Consider the following 20,182-nt stretch of genomic DNA (forward strand, 5'->3'; position numbering starts at 1 on the left):
GCCGCCTCGGTCTCCCGCTTGCCGCCGCTCGATTCAAGTCGGCAGGGATTCGACCGAACCGCCGGCCTCGGCCGGCGCGGCTTCCTTCACGACGAACAGATAGACGAGCGCCGCCGCGAACGCCACGGCCGCGCTGATCAGCAGTGCATTGACGAACGAATGCGTGCGATCGACCACGATGCCGGTGATGACCGGCGCGAACGAACCGCCGAGATACCCGCCGAAGTTCTGCATGCTGCCGAGCGAAGCCACCAGATGGCGCGGCGCGGCCACCGTCACGAGCGCCCACGCGCTGCCGCTGGACAAATTCACGAAGAACATCGCCAGCGACACGTAGACGATCGCCATCGCCGTGCTCGGCGTGTAGGCGGCGGGCACCGTGAACGCGGCCGCGCCCACCAGCCCGATGCACACCGGCCACTTGCGGCTGCGAATCGGGGCCATCCCGCGCTTGAGCAGGTAATCGGCGATATAGCCGCTGCCGGCCATGCCGAGCGTGCCGAAGATGTAGGGGATCGACACGAGCCAGCCCGTTTTCGCGATGCTCAGGTGCCGCTCGTGTTCGAGATAGCCGGGCAGCCAGGTCAGGTACAGCCACACCATGTAGATCACGCCCATGAAGCCGAAGATCATCCCCCAGGTGTTGCGCAGCTTGAACAGCGCGGACCATTCGCCGAAGCTCAGGCCCTTCCTCGGCCGCGTTTCGGTGTTCGCGTTCTGGTCGAGATAGGCGATTTCGCCTGGCTCCAGCGCCACCTGATCGCGGTTGCGATAGACGAGGTACCAGCCCACCGACACCATCACGCCGAGCACGCCCATGATGACGAACATGGTTCGCCATCCGAAGGACAGCATCAGCACGGTCAGCAATGGCGGCGCGATCATCGGCGCGATGGTCGACGACGCGATGAACGTGCCGGTCGGGCCGCCGCGCTCGTGCATCGCGAACCACTCGTTGACGACCTTCGCGCCGGCCGGGAACAGCGGCGCCTCCGCGATGCCGAGCACCGTGCGGGCGAGCAGGAAGTGGTTCAGCGACTGGATGAAGCCGCCCGCCATCTGCGCGACCGACCACACGAACATGCCGAGACCGAGCATCACGCGCGAGCCGAAGCGGTCGAGCATCGCGCCCACCGGCAACTGCGCGAACGCATACGCCAGCGAGAACGCCGAAAGCAGCAGGCCGATCTGCGCACCGGACAGGTGCAGTTCCTCGCTGACGGAGTGATTGGCGATCGACAGCGTCGTGCGGTCGAGATAGTTGACGATGCCTGCGATCGTCAGAAAGGTCACCGCGATGAACTGCGTGCGTTTCAGGCGCTTCGATTTCTGAAGCATGGGGGCGTCTCCTGCGTGGGGAATCCGGCAAGGCCGGGCAGCTTGTTATGAATGCGTCGGGATCGGGGTGTGTCAGTACGTGGCGCGTCCGCCGGACAGATCGAAGATCGCGCCGGTGCTGAACGAGCAGGAATCCGAACAGAGCCACAGCGCGAGCTGGGCGACTTCGTCGACGGTGCCGAGACGACGCATCGGGCTCTTGTCGATCATCGTCTGCACATGCGAGGGCGACATCTGCGCGAGCAACGGCGTTGCCACCGCGGCCGGGGCGATGCCGTTGACGAGCACGCCGGCATTCGCCAGCTCCTTGCCGAGCGATTTGGTCATCGCGATCACGCCGGCCTTCGCCGCGCTGTAGGCCGAGGCGTTCGGCGTGCCTTCCTTGCCGGCCAGCGACGCGATGTTGACGATGCGTCCCGCCTTGGCCGTGCGCATGGCGGGCACGACATGCCGACACACATGGAACGTGCCGATCAGGTTGATCTCCACGATGCGTTGCCACTCGGCCGGATCGTAGCCGTCGAGCGGGGCGGTCGGGCCCGCATAGCCGGCGTTGTTGACGAGGATGTCGATGCGGCCGTGGCGCGCGAGCGTCGCGGCCAGCGCGCGTTCGATCGAGGCCGGATCGGCGATGTCGACGCGCTGCTGGCTCGCGGCGCCGGTGGCGTCGTCGGGGCCGGGCGCGAGATCCCAGTTCACCGCGGTGGCGCCGCTTGCCGCGAGCCGGTCGAGGACGGCGCGGCCGATGCCGCCGGTGGCGCCCGTCACGACCGCCACGCGGCCGGCGAAATCGTATGACGCGAATGCCGGTGACGCGTGGATTGGCGAATTCGAAATGCCCATAATATGGATATATAAATCGTAATGTGGACAATTATTCGAATGCGCGGAGGTGCGGTCAAGACTAGGGAAATCCATGAGACGGGATCGGCGCGGCCTGAAACGCCCGCGCCGACGAACACGGGATTTACCTCGCAACCTCGATAAATCAAGCATGTATCGCGGGATCGGCGTTGCTCGCCGCAGGTCGCTCGACGTGTCGGGACGGACGCCGGCGCCGTTGTTGGCCGGCATGACCGGCTTGACAACGCTCGGATCGCTGTCGAACAATTATGTCCACAAGAAGGACATTGTATCCACAATATGGACTAAGGAGGCCATCATGAGCGAGCAACGACCGACCGATCCCGAGGTGCTGAAGCGGATGCCGTACCAGTACCCGAACCCGCCCGAGGCGCTGGCGGACATCGTGGTGCCGAACGCGATCCCGACCGACGAACGCGTGTGGGTGCCGCAGGCCGAGAACGTCTGGTTCCGTCCGCTGTGCCTGAACGTATCGCAGGGCTATTGGATGAACCTGCTGCGCGTGCGCAAATCGGGCGTGCTGTCGCGCCACCGCCATCCGCAGGGCGTGCACGGCCTGGTGCTGAAGGGCCGCTGGCAATACCTCGAACACGATTGGGTCGCCACCGAGGGCAGCTACGTGTTCGAGCCGCCGGGCGAGACGCACACGCTCGTCGTGCCGGACGACGTGGAGGAAATGATCACGATGTTCCAGGTGAACGGCGTCATGTACTACGTCGATCCGTGGGGCAAGCACATGGGTTTCGAGGACGTGTTCACGAAGCTCGAGATGTGCCGCAAGCACTACGAAGCGGTGGGCCTGGGCGCCGATTACGTCGATCAGTTCGTGCGTTGAGCCGTGCGCCTTTCATTTCAGGAGTGAAACCATGACGTACCAGGCCAATCTGCTGGCGGGCAAGCGCGCGCTCGTGACGGGCGGCACGACCGGCATCGGCGCGGCGATCGCCGCACGGCTCGCCGAGCTCGGCGCCGAAGTGACGGCGGCCGGCCTCGCGGTGCCGCCGGGCACGCCCGAGCCGCCCGCCGGCGTGACGACCTTGGCGCTCGACGTGACCGACGCCAATCAAGTCGCCGCCTTGGTGGGCGGGTTCGCGTCGCTCGACATCGTCGTCAACTGCGCGGGCGTGATCCGGCGTCAGGCCGAACTCGATCCGGACGTGTTCGCGCAGGTCATCGACATCAACCTGAACGGCACGATGCGGGTGTGCGCGGCGGCGCGGCCGCTGCTGGCGAAATCGGGCGGCGCGATCGTCAACACGGCGTCGATGCTGAGCTTCTTCGGCGGCGGCCTCGTGCCGGGCTACAGCGCCAGCAAGGGCGGGGTGGCGCAGCTCACGAAGTCGCTGGCGATCGCCTATGCCGCCGACGGCATCCGCGTGAACGCGATCGCGCCGGGCTGGATCGCCACGCCGCTGACGCAGGCGCTGCAGGACGATCCGGCGCGCTCGGGGCCGATTCTCGAGCGCACGCCGATGAAGCGCTGGGGCACGCCGGCCGAGGTGGCCGACGTGGCGGTGTTTCTCGCCACGCCGGCGGCGGCGTTCATGACCGGCGCGATCGTGCCGGTGGATGGCGGGTACCTGACCGCCTGACCGCCTGACGCGGCGCGAAAGGCGTGGGCGGGCCGCTCGGGCGGCCCGCTATAATCGGCCGACACCGTATGCCGCTTTCCAACCCGTTCATGCCCAAGACTCCCGCTTCTCCCGCCGAACGCCGTCCCGACGAGGCAGCCGACGCGTCGCCCGACGATGGCGCCAAGCCCACTGGCACCGCCGCGTTCTCGAAGTTCATGGCGGTGCTGCAACTCGTGGCCGATGCCGATACGCCGCAATCGATCGCACAGCTCGCGCGCGCGAGCGGCTATCCACGTCCCACGGTGTACCGGATCGTCGGCGCGCTGGTGACGGAGGGCTTGCTGATCGAGCACCCGGTCACGGGCACGCTCGAACTCGGCGCGCGGCTCGTGAATCTGGCGAGCCGTTACTGGGGGCGCTCCGATTTGCGCGTGGCTGCCGCCGACCCGCTGCGCGCACTGCGCGACGCGACGCGCGAAACGGTTCACCTCGCGGTGCCGAGCGACACCGGCATGGTCTACATCGAGAAGCTCGAAAGCCCGCAGGCCGTGCGGATGGCCTCGCGGATCGGCACGCGCGTGACGCTCTATTCGAGTTCGGTCGGCAAGGCCTTCATTTCCCGGCTGCCGGCCGCCGAGCGCAACACGCTGCTGTCGAAGATCAAGCTGCAGCGCTGGACCGATCACACCGTGACGGACCGTGCGGTGCTCGATCGCGAAATCGCCGAAGTGGCGGTGCGCGGTTATGCGGAGGATCGCGAGGAAAACGAACTGCAGATCTTCTGTTTCGGTGCGCCGATCGTCGGCCCGGATGGCCGGCCGTTCGCGGCCGTGTCGGTCAGCGTGCCGATGTTCCGGATGAGCGACGCGCCGCTCGATGCGTATGTCGCGCCGCTGCTCGCGGCGTGCCGCGCGATCGGCGAGCGGGTGCTGGGGAATCCTGACGATACGCTCTGAGCGGAGCGCATGAAAAAACGGCCCGGCCGCATCGCTGCGATCGGGCCGGCAGGGTCAGAGAGACCAAAGGAAATGCCGTTCGAGCGGGCGGCGCGCCGAATGCCCGGCGCTTTCGCCCTCGCTCAGTTGAACACGACCGTCCGGTCGCCGTTCAGGAACACGCGGCGCTCGGTGAACGCCTTCACCGCCCGCGCCAGCGTCATGCACTCGGTATCGCGCCCCACCGTCAGCAACTGCTCGGGCCGGTACGCGTGATCGACACGCTCCACCACTTGCTCGATGATCGGGCCTTCGTCGAGATCGTCGGTCACGAAGTGCGCCGTCGCGCCGATCAGCTTGACGCCGCGCGCATGCGCCTGGTGATACGGCTTCGCGCCCTTGAAGCCGGGCAGGAACGAATGGTGGATGTTGATCGCGCGGTTGGCGAGCTTCGCGCTCGTCTCGGGCGACAGCACCTGCATGTAGCGCGCAAGAATCACGAGCTCCGCGCCGCTCGACTCGAACAGATCGAGCCACTGCGCTTCCTGCTGCAGCTTGGTGTCCGGCGTGATCGGGAAATGGTGGAACGGCAGGTGATGCTGCGCGGCCAGCGGTTCGAGATCGGGATGATTCGAAGCAATCCCGACGATATCCATCTTCAGTTCGCCCATCTTCCAGCGGAACAGCAGATCCGCCAGGCAGTGCTCGAGCTTCGACACCAGGATCAGCACCTTCGGGCGCGCGCTGGCGTCGTGGATCGCCCATTGCATGTCGAAGCGCTCGGCGATCGGCGCGAACTCGGTGCGCAGCGCCTCGATGTCGGGCGTATCGGCGGCGTCGTTCGCATGGAACACGCAGCGCACGAAAAAGCGGCCGCTCAGGTCGTCGTCGAACACGGTCAGTTCGTCGACGTAGCAACGGTGACGGTCGAGCACGCCGACCACGGCGGCCACCTGGCCGGCCGCGCTCGGGCACGACAGCGTCAACAGGAATCGGGAATTGCGTTCGGAGCCGGACATGCTTTCCTCGGATCGGCGGCGGCGCGGTGCGCCGCACGCGGCCGCACGATTGCGGCCAGGCTCCAGTAGAACAGTCCGATATCGGGCTGAATAGAATCGAAACGCCGTGACGCTGGTATCGAAACGTCAAGCGGGGGCAGCCCGGCCCCGTCAGATGCCGGCGGCCAGCACGGCGCGCTCGCCGGCGTTGGCCTCGCGGCAGCGGTCGAACAGCCAGCGGCGGAAGCGCCCGACGGCCGGCGCCTCGGGCCGCGACGGCGGGCGCACCAGGAAGTAGCCGCGCGAGGTGACCACGGTGGCGTCCACGCAGCGCACCAGTTGGCCGGTCTGCACGAGCTGGTCGACGAGCGGCGACCAGCCGAGCGCGATGCCCTGATTCATCAGCGCGGCGTGCACCACCAGCGCATAACTGTTGAACGTCAGCCCATGCGGCTCGGGCGGCGCGCTCAGGCCGTGCGCGCCGAACCAGCCCTGCCAGGCCAGCCAGCGCTCGGGGCGGGTGGGTTGCACGTGCAGCAGCGGGCGCGTCAGCAGGTCGGCGGGTGCCGCGATCGGCGCCTGGCTCGCCAGGAAGGCCGGTGAGCAGACCGGCGTGACCGATTCCTCGAACAGCCGCGTGGAGGTGCACGACGGCCAATCGCCGTCGCCGAACAGGATCGCCACGTCGGCATGATCGCGTTGCAGGTCGACGTGCTGGGCGGTCACCACGCGCACGTCCACGTCCGGCAGTTCCTCCTTGAGCTTCGACAGGCGCGGCATCAGCCAGTAGGTCGCGAAGCCGACGTCGGTCACGAGCGTCAGCGCGCCGCGCGCGCGGCGCTCGCGGATGTCGGCCGTGGCGCAGCGCAGCGTGTCGAGGCTCTGGCGCACCGCCTCGAACAGCCGCTCGCCGTCTTCCGTCAGCGTCACGCCGCGATGGCCGCGGTCGAACAGCGGCGTGCCGAGCGCTTCCTCGAGCTGCACCACGCGCTGGCTGACGGCGGGCTGGGTGGAGCCCAGCTCGCGCGCCGCAGCCGTGAAGCTCGCGAGGCGCGCCGCGGATTCGAACGCGGACAGCGCCTGCATCGGCGGCAAGCGGTCGGTTCTTCCCGGAAGCCCGTCTGACATAAGCACCTCTGATGGCCCATAAGCATTCGACATCTTCCCCGCGCGATTCCGGCCAGCGACAGTGAAGTCAGCCGCGCCGCGCCGTGGCTCGCGGGGGCAAGCTCAGGGCTTACCCGATGCAGCCGGCGGCGGTGCGATTCCGTCGATTCTAATTCAGCCAATTCGCGATGCTTAACACGAAGCCGAATATCCTTATCTTGATGGCCGATCAACTGACGCCGTTCGCGCTGTCCTCCTACGGGCACCGCGGCGCGATCACGCCGACCATCGATCGCCTGGCCGCCGGCGGGGTGGTGTTCGAATCCGCCTACTGCGCGAGCCCGCTGTGCGCGCCGTCGCGCTTCTCGTTCATGGCGGGCAAGCTGCCGGCCGCGATCGGCGCCTACGACAACGCGGCCGAGCTGCCGGCCCAGACGCTGACGTTCGCGCACTACCTGCGCGCCGCGGGCTACCGCACGGCGCTGGCAGGCAAGATGCACTTCTGCGGGCCGGATCAACTGCACGGCTTCGAGGAGCGCCTGACCACCGACATCTACCCGGCCGATTTCGGCTGGGTGCCCGACTGGACCCAGCCGGCCGACCGCCCGAGCTGGTATCACAACATGGGCTCGGTGCTCGACGCCGGCCCGTGCGTGCGCACCAACCAGCTCGATTTCGACGACGAAGTGACGTTCGCCACGCGCCAGAAGCTCTACGATCTGGCGCGCGAGAAGGAAATGGGCACTGAAACGCGCCCGTTCTGCCTGGTCATGTCGCTGACCCATCCTCACGATCCCTACGCGATCACGCGCGAGTATTGGGACCTTTACCGCGACGAGGACGTGCCGATGCCGGCCGTCACGCTCGGCTTCGACGAGAGCGATCCGCACTCGCGGCGGCTGCGCGGCGTCAGCGAAATCGATCGCACGCCGCCCAGCGAGGCGCAGATCCGCGCCGCGCGCCGCGCCTATTACGGCTCGACCAGCTATGCCGACGCGCAGTTCGGCGCGGTCATGAACACGCTCGAAGCCTGCGGGTTCGCCGACGATACGATCGTGATCGTGACGGCGGATCACGGCGACATGCTCGGCGAGCGCGGCCTCTGGTACAAGATGACGTTCTTCGAGGGCGGCTGCCGCGTGCCGCTGATCGTCAATGCGCCGGGCCGGTTCGCGGCCTCGCGCGTGTCGGCTTCCGTCTCGCATCTCGACCTGCTGCCCACGCTCGTGGAGTTCGCCACCGGCGGCGCGCCGGCCGAATGGCCCGATCCGATCGACGGCCAGAGCCTGGTGCCGCACCTGACGGGCGCGGGCGGCCACGACGAGGCGATCGGCGAATTCCTGGCCGAAGGCGCGATCGCGCCGATCGTGATGATCCGGCGCGGCGACTGGAAGTTCATCCACACGCCGGTCGATCCGGATCAGTTGTTCAATCTGAAGGACGACCCGCGCGAGCTGACCAACCTCGCGGCCGATCCGGCGCTCGCCGAGCTGGTGGCGTCGTTCCGCGCCGAAGTCGCGCAGCGCTGGGATCTCGACCGGATCCATGCGGACGTGCTGGCCAGCCAGCGCCGCCGCCGCTTCCATTTCGCGGCCACCACGCAGGGCCGCATCCAGTCGTGGGACTGGCAGCCGATGCAGGACGCCAGCCAGCGCTTCATGCGCAACCATATCGAACTCGACACGCTCGAAGCGATGGCGCGCTACCCGCGCCCGCAACGCTGAGCGCCGGCACACCTTCCATCCAGACGGGGAAACAAGCAATGAAACGACACCTTCGCATTGCAGGACCGGCGCACGCGCTGCGGCGCACCATGCTCGCCGCGGGCCTTGCGCTCGCGTTCGCCGGCGCGGCCCAGGCTGCCGACCCGGCGTCGTGCGGCGACGTGCGCATGGCCGCGCCGGGCTGGACCGACATCGACGCCACCAACGCCATGACGGGCGCGGTGCTCGATGCGCTCGGCTACCACCAGCGCGTCGCGAACCTGTCGGTGCCGATCACGTTCCAGGGCCTCAAGAAAGGGCAGGTGGACGTGTTCCTCGGCAATTGGATGCCCGCGCAAGGCCCGCTCGTGAAGCCGTTCGTCGACGAGAAATCGATCGACGTGCTGCACGCGAACCTCAGTCATGCGAAGTTCACGCTGGCGGTGCCCGACTACGTGGCCGCGGCCGGCGTGCATTCGTTCGCCGATCTCGCCAAGTATGCCGACCGCTTCGAAGGCCGCATCTACGGCATCGAGCCGGGCGCACCGGCCAACCAGAACATCAAGCGGATGATCGCCGACAAGGCGCTCGGCAGTGCGAACTGGTCGCTCGTCGAATCGAGCGAAACGGGCATGCTGACCCAGGTGGAGCGCGCCGAACGCGATCGCAAGTGGATCGTGTTCCTGGCCTGGGAACCGCACCTGATGAACACCAAGTTCCATCCCGTCTATCTGTCGGGCGGCGACGCCTACTTCGGCCCGGACTACGGCGGCGCGACCGTCAACACCGTGTCGCGCAGCGGCTATGCGAACCAATGCCCGAACCTCGGCCGCCTGTTCAAGCAGATCACGTTCAACGTCGATCTCGAGAACGCGATGATCGCCTCGATGCTGCTCGACAAGCTCTCGCCGGCCGACGCCGCGAAGCGCGCGCTGCGTGCCCATCCCGAGCTGCTCGGCGCCTGGCTCGACGGCGTGACCACCGCGAGCGGCGCGCCCGCGCTGCCGGCCGCCAAGGGCGTGCTCGGCCTGTGAACCGATGCGCCTGCGGTGCGGCCGCTGCATTCAGGGTTTATCAGCAGCGGTCGCAAACAGGCCATTTGTTGTCGTTCATGGACGGGTCTCGCAAAAATTGGGTTTGTATTTTTTCTTCACGCGGCCGTAGCTCTCACCCACCCACGATGGCCGCGTCAGCGATACCCGGTTTCATGCAAGACATAAGGCTCGTGCGTGTGCGAGTCATTCTTCCAACAGAAATGCAGGTTTGGGGTTGCCACGATGATTAAAAGAAAGAAAGTTGCCGCAGCCGGCGCCGCCGCGCTGGCACTGGCAGGCATGTCGTCGACGAGTCATGCGCAAAGCAGCGTCACGCTGTACGGCATTCTCGATGCCGGCGTCACCTATGTGAGCAATTCGGGCGGATCGCGCGTCTTCAAGTTCGACGACGGCGTGTCCTACGGCAACCGCATCGGCTTCAAGGGCGTCGAGGATCTCGGCGGCGGCCTGAAGGCGGTGTTCGTGCTCGAGAGCGGCTTCCATCTCGGCAACGGGCAGCTCGGTTTCGGCGGCGCGCTGTTCGGCCGTCAGGCTTATGTCGGACTCCAGAACGATTGGGGCACGCTGTCGCTGGGCGATCAGCTCGACATGACCGAGGAGATGGTCTATCTGACCAACGTGTCGGCGTGGGCCAGCGGCTACGCGATCCACCAGGGCGACTTCGACCGCTTCAACGGCGACCGCCTGCCGAACTCGATCAAGTTCCTGTCGAACACGTTCGGCGGCTTCAAGTTCGGCGGCATGTACTCGTTCGGCAACGTCTCGGGCAACTTCCACCAGAACAGCGCGTTCAGCCTGGGCGGCAGCTACGCGAACGGCAACTTCTCGACCGGCGTGGCCTACACGCAGTTGAACAACCCGAACGGCATCTATGCGTTCGATCCGTACGCGATGATCGGCACCAAGACGTTCCTCGGCCAGCCGACCGCCACCGTGAATCCGACCACGGGCGCGGTGACCGACCTGTTCGCCAGCACGCCGATGAATATCGACAAGCAGGGCACGCTCGGCGTGGGCGCGAGCTACGCGATCGGCAAGGTGTCGCTGATCGGCAACTTCACGTACACCACCATCAAGGGCTTCGGCCAGACCTCGCACATGCTGGTGTACGAAGGCGGCGCGACCTATCAGTTGACGCCGGCGCTCAGCGTGATCGGCGGCTATCAGCACACGCGCTTCGAGGGCCATCACTGGAACCAGGGCTCGGCCGGCGTGCATTACCTGCTGTCCAAGCGCACCGACGTGTATCTGTCGGGCGACTATCTGCGTGCGTCCAACGGCGTCAACGCGGTGATCGGCTACAGCTTCACGCCGTCCACCACGCAGACGCAGGCCGACGTGCGGATCGGGATGCGCCACTCGTTCTGATCGCACTGCGCGCCAGCCAACCGAAACGGGCCGGCATGGCGCTTGTCGCGTCATGCCGGCCCGTCGGCGTCGATCGCTTCAGTTTCCCGCCGATCGCTAGCGCTGCACCTGCCGGTCGTTGCGCGGGCTCGCGCCGAAGCGCGTCCGGTAGCTGCGCGAGAAATGCGACGGCGATTCGAAGCCGCACGCCACGCAGACCGCCGTGATGGTCATGTCGGTTTGCTGCAGCAGTTCGCGCGCGCGGTCGAGCCGCAACTGCATGTAGAAGCGCGCGGGGGTGTCGTCGAGAATCGAGCTGAACAGGCGTTCGAGCTGGCGGCGCGTGATGCCGACATCCTGCGCCAGCGCATCGGACGACAGCGGCGTTTCGGTGTGCCGCTCCATCGCGCCGATCACCTGAATCAGCTTGCGGTTGTGCACGCCGTAGCGCGCGGCGATCTCCAGCCGCTGCCGATCCGAATGCTGGCGGATGCGGCCCACCACGAACTGCTCGGAAATACTGGCGGCCAGATCCGCGCCGTGCCGGCGGCCGATCAGGTCGAGCATCATGTCGATCGACGCGGTGCCGCCCGCGCAGGTGATGCGCCGGTCGCCCGTCTCGAACAGCTCCTGCGTGGCGTTCAGGCGCGGATAGCGCTCGCGGAACGCGGCCAGCGCTTCCCAGTGCAGCGTCAGCGAGTGGCTCGGATCGAACAGCCCCGCCTCGGCCAGCACGAAGCTGCCGGTATCGATCGCGCCGATCGTCGCGCCGCCGTGATGCTGGCGGCGCAGCCAATCGCCGAGCGTGCGCGTGTAGCGCGCGAGCGGCTCGAAGCCCGCGATCACGAACACGGTGCTGGTGCGGCCGATCTCGCCGAACGGCGCATCGGCGTTCAGCGCCACGCCGTTGCTGGCGATCACCGGCGCGCCGTCCATGCTCAGCAGTTGCCAGCGATACAGATCCGGGCGGAAGCGGTTGGCGACGCGCAGCGGCTCGATCGCCGACATGCAACCGAGCGCGGAAAAGCCGGGGAGCAACAGAAAATGAAAGGTTTCCGGCATGGGCGGGCGGTGGGGTCGTGTGGGGCGCGCTCGATTATAGAGGCGAGCGCGCGCGAATCGAAAAGCGCGCGGCGGCCGAATATTTCATTTTGATGATCGGATTCTTCCATTTTTCGGAAGGAAGCTTGCGGCTGCGCGTGCTCATTTCGGAGCGTCTCCGTTTCTATACTCGCCGGCGTCTCAACCCAGCGTTTCCACAGAACCGGAGTCTCAGGTGAAAAAAATCTCTATCGCGGCGGCATGCGTGACGACGTTCGCAGCAGCCTCGGCCCACGCGCAAAGCTCGGTCACGTTGTACGGTCTCGTCGATGCCGGCATCGCCTACACCAACAACGTGGGCGGCAGCGGCCGCGTCGCGCTCGCGAGCGGCAACATCAGCGGCAGCCGCTTCGGCGTGCGCGGTTCGGAAGATCTCGGCGGCGGCCTCAAGGCGGTGTTCGTGCTCGAGAACGGCTTCAACGTCAACAACGGCCAGCTCGGCCAGAACGGCCGCATGTTCGGCCGCCAGGCCTACGTGGGCCTGAGCAGCAACGCGTTCGGCACGCTCACGCTCGGCCGCCAGTACGACGACGTGGTCGATTTCGTTTCGCCGCTGTCGGGCACGGCCGGCACGTTCGGCGATTCCGGCTTCGCGCATCCGTACGACAACGACAACCTGCAGCACAGCGTGCGCTTCAACAACGCGGCCAAGTTCACCAGCGTCAACTACGGCGGCTTCAAGTTCGGCGGCATGTACGCGTTCAGCAACAGCACGAACTTCGCCACGAGCCGCGCCTACAGCGTCGGCGCGAGCTACAGCAACGGCCCGTTGACGGCCGCCGCCGGCTACCTGCAGACCAACGGCTCCGGCACGCGCAGCGGCACCGCGTTCGCCAACACGGCCGGCGCGGTCGATCAGGCCGAAGTGAAGGGCAGCCTGACCTCGGACGTGCAGCGCAGCGTGGCCGCCGGCATCAACTACGCGTTCGGCCCCGCCACGCTCGGCTTCGTCTATTCGCACGCGCAATATCAGGGCACCAGCGCGTTCGGCCTGAACAACGGCGGCGCGCGCTTCGACAACTACGAAGTGAACGGCATGTACCAGTTCACGCCGGCGCTGCGCGCGGGCGTGTCCTACACGTACACCGACGCGCACCTGAGCGGCGCGACCGCCTACGGCGCCGATCCGAAGTGGAACCAGGTCAACGCGATCGCGCGCTACGCGCTGTCGAAGCGCACCGAACTGTACGCCGAGGCGATGTACCAGCACGCCACCGGCAACAAGAACGTCGCGATGATGTACAACGCCGGCGGCGCCTCCACCACGGGCAATCAGGTGATGGGCGCGGTGGGCATGCTGACGCGCTTCTGAGCCGCGCTTCCGATGCAGTCCTGACGTTCTTCGAGATGCGTTTCGCGGCCGGGGCAGCCCCCGGCCCGCCTCCGAGCGGACTCGCGGTGTGCCGGATGCCGGTGCGGGATCCACCGGGCGCGACGGCGGCGGCACGCCGCCGTCGCGATCGCGCGGCTCCTCGCTCGTCGATTCGTGCGAGTCCCTTTTGCCCGTCCGATGCGTTTCGGACGGGCTTTTTTACGTCCGCTTTTCGCCCGGCCGGCATTCGCCCGAGCCGCGGGTCCCGCCATTCCCCGCCACGCCGCATCGGGTCAAGCCCGACGGCGCGCGATCGTGACCCCCAGCCCCGTCATGCGGGCATGCACCGCCGCCATCATGGTTTCCACTGAAGGTCGCTGACAGTCAACAAAACGTCGCGGCCGGTCGCCTTGCGCCGAATATGGCCCGTTATTTTTCTTCCACGGTGCAGGCCTCGTCGTTCCTCTATCAACCGCCTGCGAGACACCGCCGAACAGGGAGCCAACATGAAGTCGTGCAAGACCCTCGCGCTGGTTGCGGCACTGGCCGCGGCATCCGCGTTGCCGTTGCCGTCGTTTGCCCAGGATTCCGCCGCCTGCCGCACGGTGCGTTTCTCCGACATCGGCTGGACCGACATCACGTCCACCACGGCGCTCGCCTCGATGCTGTTCGACTCGCTCGGCTACAAGCCCACCACCACCATCTCGTCGGTGCCGATTTCGTTCGCAGGCCTGAAGGCCAAGCAGATCGACGTGTCGCTCGGCTACTGGTGGCCGGTGCAGCAGAAGCAGCTTCAGCCGTTCCTCGATTCGAAATCGATCACGGTGCTCGACACGCCGAACCTGTCGGGCGCGAAGGCCACGCTCGCGGTGCCGGCCTACGAATTCCAGGCCGGCCTGAAGACCTTCGACGATATCGCCAAGCATCGCGAGGAGCTCGACGGAAAGATCTACGGCATCGAGCCGGGCAGCAGCGCGAACGCGACCATCCAGAAGATGATCGACACCAATCAATACGGGCTCGGCGGCTTCAAGCTGGTCGAATCGAGCGAGGCCGGCATGCTCGTGACGGTGGAGCGCGCCGTGCGTTCCAAGAAATGGGTGGTGTTCCTCGGCTGGGAACCGCATCCGATGAACATCCAGCTGCAGATGAATTACCTGTCGGGCGGCGATGCGTCGTTCGGCCCGAACTACGGCGAGGCGCGTGTCTACACGTTGACCTCGAACGGCTATGCCGAGCGCTGCCCGAACGCGGGCAAGCTCGTGTCGAACCTGCGCTTCACCACCGATATGGAGAACCAACTGATGTTGGCGGTGGTGAACAAGGCGCGCCCGGCCGATGCGGCCAAGGATTACATCCGCAAGCACCCGCAGGTGCTCGACGGCTGGCTCGCCGGCGTCAAGAGCTACGACGGCAAGGACGGCCTCGCGGCCGTGAAGGCGGCGCTCGGCCTGTGACCGGCGCGCCGCGCGCCATCCCCATACTGCAAGCAACGAGGCACATGCAATGAACCACGAAGTGATAGTGACCTGCGCCGTGACGGGCGCGGGCGACACGGTCGGCAAGCATCCGGCGATTCCGGTCACGCCGAAGCAGATCGCCGAGGCCGCGATCGAGGCCGCGAAGGCCGGCGCGACCGTCGCGCACTGCCACGTGCGCGATCCGCAAACCGGGCGCGGCAGCCGCGATCCGAACCTCTACCGCGAGGTGGTGGACCGGATTCGCTCGGCCGACGTCGACGTGATCATCAACCTGACGGCCGGCATGGGCGGCGATCTGGAAATCGGCGCGGGCGAAGCGCCGATGCAGTTCGGCCAGGGCACCGATCTGGTCGGCGGCCTGACGCGGCTCGTGCACGTGGAGGAACTGCTGCCCGAGATCTGCACGCTCGATTGCGGCACGCTCAATTTCGGCGACGGCGATTACATCTACGTGTCGACGCCCGCCCAGTTGCGCGCCGGCGCGAAGCGGATCCAGCAGCTTGGCGTGAAGCCCGAGCTGGAGATCTTCGACACCGGCCACCTGTGGTTCGCCAAGCAGTTGCTCAAGGAAGGCCTGCTCGACGATCCGCCGCTGTTCCAGCTCTGCATGGGCATTCCGTGGGGCGCGCCGGCCGACACCGGCACGCTGAAATCGATGGTCGACAACCTGCCGCCCGGCGCGCACTGGGCCGGTTTCGGCATCGGCCGGATGCAGATGCCGATGGTGGCGCAGGCGATGCTGCTGGGCGGCCACGTGCGCGTGGGCCTCGAAGACAACATCTGGCTCGACCGCGGCGTGCCCGCCACGAACGGCTCGCTGGTGCAGCGCGCGCGCGAAATCATCGAGCGGCTCGGCGCGCGCGTGCTGACGCCGGCCGAGGGGCGCGCCAAGCTCGGCCTGCCGCCGCGCGGCCAGCGCCCGCTCGAACGGCGCGCGATCGCCGAATTCGCTTGAGATGACACGATGCGGGGCGGCGCTGCCGCCGCCTCGCCGGATATTCAGGAAAACCAAGGACGTTTCATGACTGTGATCACCGACATCAAGACCTTCGCCGCGATCGGCACCGGCGTGATCGGCAGCGGCTGGGTGGCGCGCGCGCTTGCTAACGGGCTCGACGTGGTCGTCTGGGACCCGGCCCCCGGCGCCGAGGCGCAACTGCGCGCCAATATCGCCAACGCGTGGCCCGCGCTGGAGCGCGTCGGGCTGAAGCCGGGCGCGTCGCCCGAGCGGCTGCGTTTCGTGCCGACCATCGAGGCGGCCGTGGCCGACGCCGATTTCATCCAGGAAAGCGCGCCCGAGCGCGAGGCGCTGAAGCTCGAACTGCACGAGCAGATCAGCCGCGCGGCCAAGCCGGGCGCGATCATCGCGTCGTCCACGTCGGGGCTGCTGCCGAGCGATTTCTATGCGCGCGCAACGCATCCCGAGCGGTGCGTCGTCGGGCATCCGTTCAACCCCGTCTATCTGCTGCCGCTGGTCGAAGTGCTCGGCGGCGAGCGGACGTCGGACGAAGCGGTGGAGGCGGCGATCGCGATCTACGCGTCGCTCGGCATGCGTCCGCTCAAGGTGCGCAAGGAAGTGCCGGGCTTCATCGCCGATCGCCTGCTCGAGGCGCTGTGGCGCGAGGCGCTGCATCTCGTCAACGAAGGCGTGGCCACCACCGGCGAGATCGACGATGCGATCCGCTTCGGCGCGGGCATCCGCTGGTCGTTCATGGGCACGTTCCTGACCTATACGCTGGCCGGCGGCGATGCGGGCATGCGCCACTTCATGAAGCAGTTCGGGCCGGCGCTCGAGTTGCCGTGGACCAAGCTCGTCGCGCCCACGCTGACCGACGAACTGATCGACCGCGTGGTGGACGGCACCACCGAGCAGCAGGGCGAACGCAGCATCAAGTCGCTCGAACGCTATCGCGACGACTGCATCACCGAGGTGATCGAGGCGATCGCCCGCGTGAAGGCGCGTCACGGCATGCGCTACGAGGATTGACGATGAACACCGAAACCGCGCTGACGATTCATCGCGACGTGGTGCGCGAGGAGTGGGTCGACTACAACGGACACCTGCGCGATGCGTTCTACCTGCTGATCTTCAGCTTCGCCACCGATGCGCTGATCGACCGGATCGGCCTCGACGCGGCAACGCGGCAGGCGCGCGCGCGCTCGATCTACACGCTCGAGGCGCACGTGAACTACCTGCAGGAGATCAAGCTCGATACGGCGGTGCGGATCGACGCGCGCGTGCTGGCGCTCGATGCGAAACGCATTCATCTCTACCTCGAGATGTTTGCGGACGGCGTGGACGGCGCGGTGTCGGCCAGCGAGCAGATGCTGATGCACATCGACACGAACGGGCCGAAATCCGCGCCGTTCGATGCCGATGTGCAGGCGCGGCTCGCCGAGATGCACGACGCGCAGCGCGAGATGCCCGCGCCGGCCTGGGCCGGGCGCGTGATTGGCTTGCCGGCGCCGCGCTGAAGTGGCGCTCGAAGCGGAAATCGCCGCGTTCGTGGCGCGGATCGCGGCCGAAGGCGGTGATGGCGGCGATCCGCATGCGGTGTCGGTGGCTGCGTTGCGCGACGGCTACGAGCACTTCGCCGCGCGCTGGACGCCGGCTCGCCTGCCGGACGGCGTGACGATGGAGGATGCCGTGTTCGTCGCGCCGGCCGGGCATCGGATCGGGTTGCGGCGTTACCGCGTCGCGCGGGCCTCGCGCGGCGCGGTGCTGTTCTTCCACGGCGGCGGCTTCGTGCTGGGTTCGCTCGCGAGCCACCGGTCGATCGCGGCGCGGCTGGCGGCCGATACGGGCGCAGACGTGATCGCCGTCGATTACCGGCTTGCACCGGAGCATGGCGCGCCGGCCGCGCACGACGACGTGCGCGCCGTCACGCAAGCGGCGCTCGACGGCCGCCTGCCGTTCGATCTTGCTGCCGGGCAGCCGCTCGCGCTGGCCGGCGACAGTGCGGGCGGCACGTTGGCGGCCAGCGTGGCGGCGTGGTTCGGCGCGCGGCTCGCGGGCGCGGCGCTCGTCTATCCGATGCTCGGGCTCGAGCCGCAACTGCCGGCGCGCGAAAGCGAAGCCGATGCGCCGATGCTGACGCTCGCCGATGTGCGCCGCTATCGTCAGTGGTACTGGGGATCGGCGGACGGGGCCGCGGCGGCGCCGGTTTCGCCCCCGCCGGGCACCGTGCCGCTGCTGGCCGAGCGCTTCGACGGGCTGCCGCCGGTGCTGGCGATCGGCGCGGAACACGATCCGCTGCGCGACGATGCGCGTGTCTACGCCGGGAAAATCCGTGCGGCGGGCGGCGATGCGCGCTTCGTGCTTGCCGAAGGCATGGTGCACGGCTGCTGGCGCGCGCTCGATGTCAGCCCCGGTGCGGCGCGCATGCACGCGGACGTTTGCGCATTTCTGCGCGAGCGGATCGATGCGGATGCCGAACGAGCGCGGTGAGCGGCGCGCTCAACCGGGCTGACGCGTCGCCAGATATTGGCTCGGCGTGGCGCCGAGCACGCCGCGAAACGCCGACGAAAACGCGCTGGCGCTCGCGTAGCCGAGGTCCAGCGCCACGCGCGTCACGGGCTGCCCGCGGCTCAGGCGCTCGATGGCGGCGAGCAGGCAGATTTGCTGGCGCCATTGCGCGAAGCTGACGCCGGTTTGTTCGCGGAACAACCGCGTGAACGTGCGCCGGCTCATGCCGGCTTCGGCCGCCGCCGCATCGAGCCCGAGGGCGATCGACGGCGCCGCGAACCACTTCAGGCACGCGCGGGACAGGCGCGCGTCGGCGGGCAACGGCGCGTGCAGCGACAGGCTCGGCATCGCGGCCATTTCCGCGACGAGCAGATCCATCAACTTTCCGGGCCGCGCATCGAGCGCATACAGGGCCGGCAGATCGACGGCCTCCTCGATCAACTGCCGCAGCAGTGCCGACACGCCTTGGACGCAGCACTGCGCCGGCATCCGCGCGGCCCGCGCCGCATCGGCCGACACGAACGCGTTCAGCATCGTGACCGGCCCGCTCATCGTCATTTCGTGCGCCACGCCGGCCGGCACCCAGCAGGCGCGTTGCGGCGGCACGAGCCATCGTCCTTCGGGCGTGGCCACGCTGATCGCGCCGCGCGACGCGAACGCAAACTGCCCGCGCCGATGCGCGTGCACCGGAAACGTCGAACCGGCCGCGTAATCGTTCGCAGTCACGACGACGGCACGCGGGATGTCCTCGAACGGATCGAGCAGGGTATGTCTCATGGCCCGAATTCTATAGCGAATGACCCGTTATCGAAGGCGGGCGGCTCGCGTGCGTCTTAGGCTGTGCCGCATCCATCGCGACTTCCTTCGGAGCTGACATGCCCAATACCTTTCATCGCGTGGGGCACGGGCCCCACGCCGTGCTCGTCCTGCACGGCTGGTTCGGCGACGCGCGTTCGTTCGAGCCGATCGAACCGTGGCTGTCGCGCGAGCGCTTCAGCTACGTGTTCATGGACTATCGCGGCTATGGCGGCATGCGAGGCGCCGGCGGCCGTTACACGATCGACGAAATCGCGGGCGATGCGTTGGCGTTGGCCGATGCGCTCGGGTTTCGGGCGTTCAGCCTGATCGGCCATTCGATGGGCGGCATGGCGATCGAGCGAATCGCGACACTGGCTCCGGATCGCGTGCGGGCCTTGATCGGCGTCGCGCCGGTGCCGTGCGGCGGGGTGAGGTACGAACCGGCCGCGCGGCGCAGGCTCGAAGCGGCGGCGGGCGACGCGCTCGTGCGCCGGGACATCGTCGATCGCAGCACGGGCGGCCGCTTGCCGCCGGCGTGGCTCGATTGGAAAGTCGCGTATTCGATGCGGCAGTCGAACCCGGAAGCCTTCACGGCGTACTTCGCCGCCTGGGCCGATACGGATTTCAGCGACGAGATCGGCGGCACGCACCCGATCAAGGTGCTGGTCGGCGAGCACGATCCCACGTTCGATGCCGAACTGATGGCTCGAACCTATCCGAGCCGCTACGCGCACGCATGCGTCGAGGTGCTGGCAAACGCGGGCCACTATCCGATGAACGAAACACCGCTGGCATTGGCGGCGGCCATCGAATCGTTTCTCGCCGGCGTTGCCGGGGGCGGCGAAGGCGCATAAAAAAATACCTCGGACCAGCATCGGGCCGAGGTCGAGTCGCATCCTGTCCATTGGCACGAGTCGGATGCGGCTTGGAGTATAGGAAACCTAAGGATGGCTTTCAATTCGTAAATCCGAGCATGCACGCTATTAGCCAAGCCCCGGATTCGAATGCAGATGCCGCCTTTGTCGCCGCCAAAGAAAAACGGCCGCTCTCGCGAGGAGGGCGGCCGTTCGGAACTGCTGTGCTTCGCGGAATGGGGCGCGGCG

At 67.5% G+C, this 20,182-nt stretch carries 19 protein-coding genes; 13 read left to right on the plus strand and 6 right to left on the minus strand.

Features of this window, described 5'->3' with window-relative positions; genetic code table 11:
- Positions 1-33 precede the first annotated feature (33 nt).
- Both G3N92_RS02170 and G3N92_RS02175 read right to left on the minus strand, forming a co-directional pair.
- Positions 34-1,338 (minus strand): MFS transporter, encoded by a 1,305-nt coding sequence (locus G3N92_RS02170; protein WP_206125793.1) that lies wholly within the window; start codon positions 1,336-1,338, stop codon positions 34-36.
- Positions 1,339-1,410: 72 nt separating this feature from the next.
- Positions 1,411-2,181, minus strand: a complete 771-nt coding sequence (locus G3N92_RS02175) for an SDR family NAD(P)-dependent oxidoreductase (RefSeq protein ID WP_206125794.1) — start codon at positions 2,179-2,181, stop codon at positions 1,411-1,413.
- Positions 2,182-2,500: 319 nt separating this feature from the next.
- Here G3N92_RS02175 and G3N92_RS02180 point away from each other — a divergent pair, with 319 nt between their 5' ends.
- The 3 genes from G3N92_RS02180 to G3N92_RS02190 all read left to right on the plus strand — a co-directional run bounded on the left by G3N92_RS02180 (position 2,501) and on the right by G3N92_RS02190 (position 4,732).
- The gene (locus G3N92_RS02180) at positions 2,501-3,037 is read left to right on the plus strand and encodes a 2,4'-dihydroxyacetophenone dioxygenase family protein (protein WP_206125795.1); all 537 of its coding nucleotides are present in this window, start codon (positions 2,501-2,503) and stop codon (positions 3,035-3,037) included.
- Positions 3,038-3,068: 31 nt separating this feature from the next.
- Entirely contained in the window at positions 3,069-3,794 is a 726-nt protein-coding gene (locus tag G3N92_RS02185) for an SDR family oxidoreductase (RefSeq protein ID WP_206125796.1), read from the plus strand.
- Between the two features lie 89 nt (positions 3,795-3,883).
- On the plus strand, positions 3,884-4,732 hold the full coding sequence (locus tag G3N92_RS02190) for an IclR family transcriptional regulator (protein WP_206125797.1): 849 nt from the start codon (positions 3,884-3,886) through the stop codon (positions 4,730-4,732).
- A 122-nt stretch (positions 4,733-4,854) separates the two neighbouring features.
- Here G3N92_RS02190 and purU read toward each other — a convergent pair whose 3' ends face one another.
- Both purU and G3N92_RS02200 read right to left on the minus strand, forming a co-directional pair.
- On the minus strand, positions 4,855-5,730 hold the full coding sequence (gene purU / locus G3N92_RS02195) for a formyltetrahydrofolate deformylase (RefSeq protein WP_206125798.1): 876 nt from the start codon (positions 5,728-5,730) through the stop codon (positions 4,855-4,857).
- 150 nt (positions 5,731-5,880) lie between these two features.
- Positions 5,881-6,795, minus strand: coding sequence for a LysR family transcriptional regulator (locus G3N92_RS02200; RefSeq protein WP_206125828.1), 915 nt, complete (start codon positions 6,793-6,795; stop codon positions 5,881-5,883).
- A gap of 209 nt (positions 6,796-7,004) precedes the next feature.
- Between G3N92_RS02200 and betC the strand changes: the two genes are divergently transcribed.
- The 3 genes from betC to G3N92_RS02215 all read left to right on the plus strand — a co-directional run bounded on the left by betC (position 7,005) and on the right by G3N92_RS02215 (position 10,942).
- Positions 7,005-8,540 carry a choline-sulfatase gene (gene betC, locus G3N92_RS02205; RefSeq protein ID WP_206125799.1) on the plus strand — a complete coding sequence of 512 codons (1,536 nt, stop codon included), beginning with the start codon at positions 7,005-7,007 and terminating at the stop codon, positions 8,538-8,540.
- Positions 8,541-8,629: 89 nt separating this feature from the next.
- Positions 8,630-9,553 carry a choline ABC transporter substrate-binding protein gene (gene choX, locus G3N92_RS02210; protein ID WP_241014528.1) on the plus strand — a complete coding sequence of 308 codons (924 nt, stop codon included), beginning with the start codon at positions 8,630-8,632 and terminating at the stop codon, positions 9,551-9,553.
- 243 nt (positions 9,554-9,796) lie between these two features.
- Positions 9,797-10,942: a porin gene (locus G3N92_RS02215; RefSeq protein ID WP_206125801.1), complete on the plus strand. Its 1,146-nt coding sequence runs from the start codon at positions 9,797-9,799 to the stop codon at positions 10,940-10,942.
- 96 nt (positions 10,943-11,038) lie between these two features.
- On the opposite strand, the gene G3N92_RS02220 is transcribed toward G3N92_RS02215, so the two are convergent.
- A complete protein-coding gene (locus tag G3N92_RS02220; RefSeq protein ID WP_206125802.1) occupies positions 11,039-11,983 on the minus strand; it encodes a GlxA family transcriptional regulator in 945 nt (314 codons plus the stop codon).
- Positions 11,984-12,197: 214 nt separating this feature from the next.
- Between G3N92_RS02220 and G3N92_RS02225 the strand changes: the two genes are divergently transcribed.
- From G3N92_RS02225 to G3N92_RS02250, 6 genes are all read left to right on the plus strand, one after another.
- The gene (locus G3N92_RS02225; RefSeq protein WP_206125803.1) at positions 12,198-13,334 is read left to right on the plus strand and encodes a porin; all 1,137 of its coding nucleotides are present in this window, start codon (positions 12,198-12,200) and stop codon (positions 13,332-13,334) included.
- A 506-nt stretch (positions 13,335-13,840) separates the two neighbouring features.
- Positions 13,841-14,791: a choline ABC transporter substrate-binding protein gene (locus G3N92_RS02230; RefSeq protein WP_206125804.1), complete on the plus strand. Its 951-nt coding sequence runs from the start codon at positions 13,841-13,843 to the stop codon at positions 14,789-14,791.
- Positions 14,792-14,840: 49 nt separating this feature from the next.
- On the plus strand, positions 14,841-15,770 hold the full coding sequence (locus tag G3N92_RS02235; RefSeq protein WP_206125805.1) for a 3-keto-5-aminohexanoate cleavage protein: 930 nt from the start codon (positions 14,841-14,843) through the stop codon (positions 15,768-15,770).
- A 66-nt stretch (positions 15,771-15,836) separates the two neighbouring features.
- Entirely contained in the window at positions 15,837-16,802 is a 966-nt protein-coding gene (locus G3N92_RS02240) for an L-carnitine dehydrogenase (protein ID WP_206125806.1), read from the plus strand.
- A 2-nt stretch (positions 16,803-16,804) separates the two neighbouring features.
- Positions 16,805-17,290, plus strand: coding sequence for a thioesterase family protein (locus G3N92_RS02245; RefSeq protein ID WP_206125807.1), 486 nt, complete (start codon positions 16,805-16,807; stop codon positions 17,288-17,290).
- Position 17,291: 1 nt separating this feature from the next.
- Positions 17,292-18,263: an alpha/beta hydrolase gene (locus G3N92_RS02250; RefSeq protein WP_206125808.1), complete on the plus strand. Its 972-nt coding sequence runs from the start codon at positions 17,292-17,294 to the stop codon at positions 18,261-18,263.
- A gap of 9 nt (positions 18,264-18,272) precedes the next feature.
- On the opposite strand, the gene G3N92_RS02255 is transcribed toward G3N92_RS02250, so the two are convergent.
- On the minus strand, positions 18,273-19,058 hold the full coding sequence (locus G3N92_RS02255; protein WP_206125809.1) for a helix-turn-helix transcriptional regulator: 786 nt from the start codon (positions 19,056-19,058) through the stop codon (positions 18,273-18,275).
- A gap of 98 nt (positions 19,059-19,156) precedes the next feature.
- On the opposite strand from G3N92_RS02255, the gene G3N92_RS02260 reads away from it, so the two are divergent.
- Entirely contained in the window at positions 19,157-19,933 is a 777-nt protein-coding gene (locus tag G3N92_RS02260; protein ID WP_206125810.1) for an alpha/beta hydrolase, read from the plus strand.
- Positions 19,934-20,182 lie beyond the last annotated feature (249 nt).

Origin of the sequence: Burkholderia sp. Ac-20379, assembly GCF_017104645.1 — a bacterium.
Classification (GTDB): Bacteria; Pseudomonadota; Gammaproteobacteria; order Burkholderiales; family Burkholderiaceae; genus Burkholderia.

Excerpts from the sequence above, each read along its gene's own strand:
- G3N92_RS02170 (WP_206125793.1), bottom strand. The coding sequence starts at position 1,338 with ATGCTTCAGAAATCGAAGCGCCTGAAACGCACGCAGTTCATCGCGGTG.
- G3N92_RS02175 (WP_206125794.1), bottom strand. The coding sequence starts at position 2,181 with ATGGGCATTTCGAATTCGCCAATCCACGCGTCACCGGCATTCGCGTCA.
- G3N92_RS02180 (WP_206125795.1), top strand. The coding sequence starts at position 2,501 with ATGAGCGAGCAACGACCGACCGATCCCGAGGTGCTGAAGCGGATGCCG.
- G3N92_RS02185 (WP_206125796.1), top strand. The coding sequence starts at position 3,069 with ATGACGTACCAGGCCAATCTGCTGGCGGGCAAGCGCGCGCTCGTGACG.
- G3N92_RS02190 (WP_206125797.1), top strand. The coding sequence starts at position 3,884 with ATGCCCAAGACTCCCGCTTCTCCCGCCGAACGCCGTCCCGACGAGGCA.
- purU (WP_206125798.1), bottom strand. The coding sequence starts at position 5,730 with ATGTCCGGCTCCGAACGCAATTCCCGATTCCTGTTGACGCTGTCGTGC.
- G3N92_RS02200 (WP_206125828.1), bottom strand. The coding sequence starts at position 6,795 with ATGCAGGCGCTGTCCGCGTTCGAATCCGCGGCGCGCCTCGCGAGCTTC.
- betC (WP_206125799.1), top strand. The coding sequence starts at position 7,005 with ATGCTTAACACGAAGCCGAATATCCTTATCTTGATGGCCGATCAACTG.
- choX (WP_241014528.1), top strand. The coding sequence starts at position 8,630 with ATGCTCGCCGCGGGCCTTGCGCTCGCGTTCGCCGGCGCGGCCCAGGCT.
- G3N92_RS02215 (WP_206125801.1), top strand. The coding sequence starts at position 9,797 with ATGATTAAAAGAAAGAAAGTTGCCGCAGCCGGCGCCGCCGCGCTGGCA.
- G3N92_RS02220 (WP_206125802.1), bottom strand. The coding sequence starts at position 11,983 with ATGCCGGAAACCTTTCATTTTCTGTTGCTCCCCGGCTTTTCCGCGCTC.
- G3N92_RS02230 (WP_206125804.1), top strand. The coding sequence starts at position 13,841 with ATGAAGTCGTGCAAGACCCTCGCGCTGGTTGCGGCACTGGCCGCGGCA.
- G3N92_RS02235 (WP_206125805.1), top strand. The coding sequence starts at position 14,841 with ATGAACCACGAAGTGATAGTGACCTGCGCCGTGACGGGCGCGGGCGAC.
- G3N92_RS02240 (WP_206125806.1), top strand. The coding sequence starts at position 15,837 with ATGACTGTGATCACCGACATCAAGACCTTCGCCGCGATCGGCACCGGC.
- G3N92_RS02245 (WP_206125807.1), top strand. The coding sequence starts at position 16,805 with ATGAACACCGAAACCGCGCTGACGATTCATCGCGACGTGGTGCGCGAG.
- G3N92_RS02255 (WP_206125809.1), bottom strand. The coding sequence starts at position 19,058 with ATGAGACATACCCTGCTCGATCCGTTCGAGGACATCCCGCGTGCCGTC.
- G3N92_RS02260 (WP_206125810.1), top strand. The coding sequence starts at position 19,157 with ATGCCCAATACCTTTCATCGCGTGGGGCACGGGCCCCACGCCGTGCTC.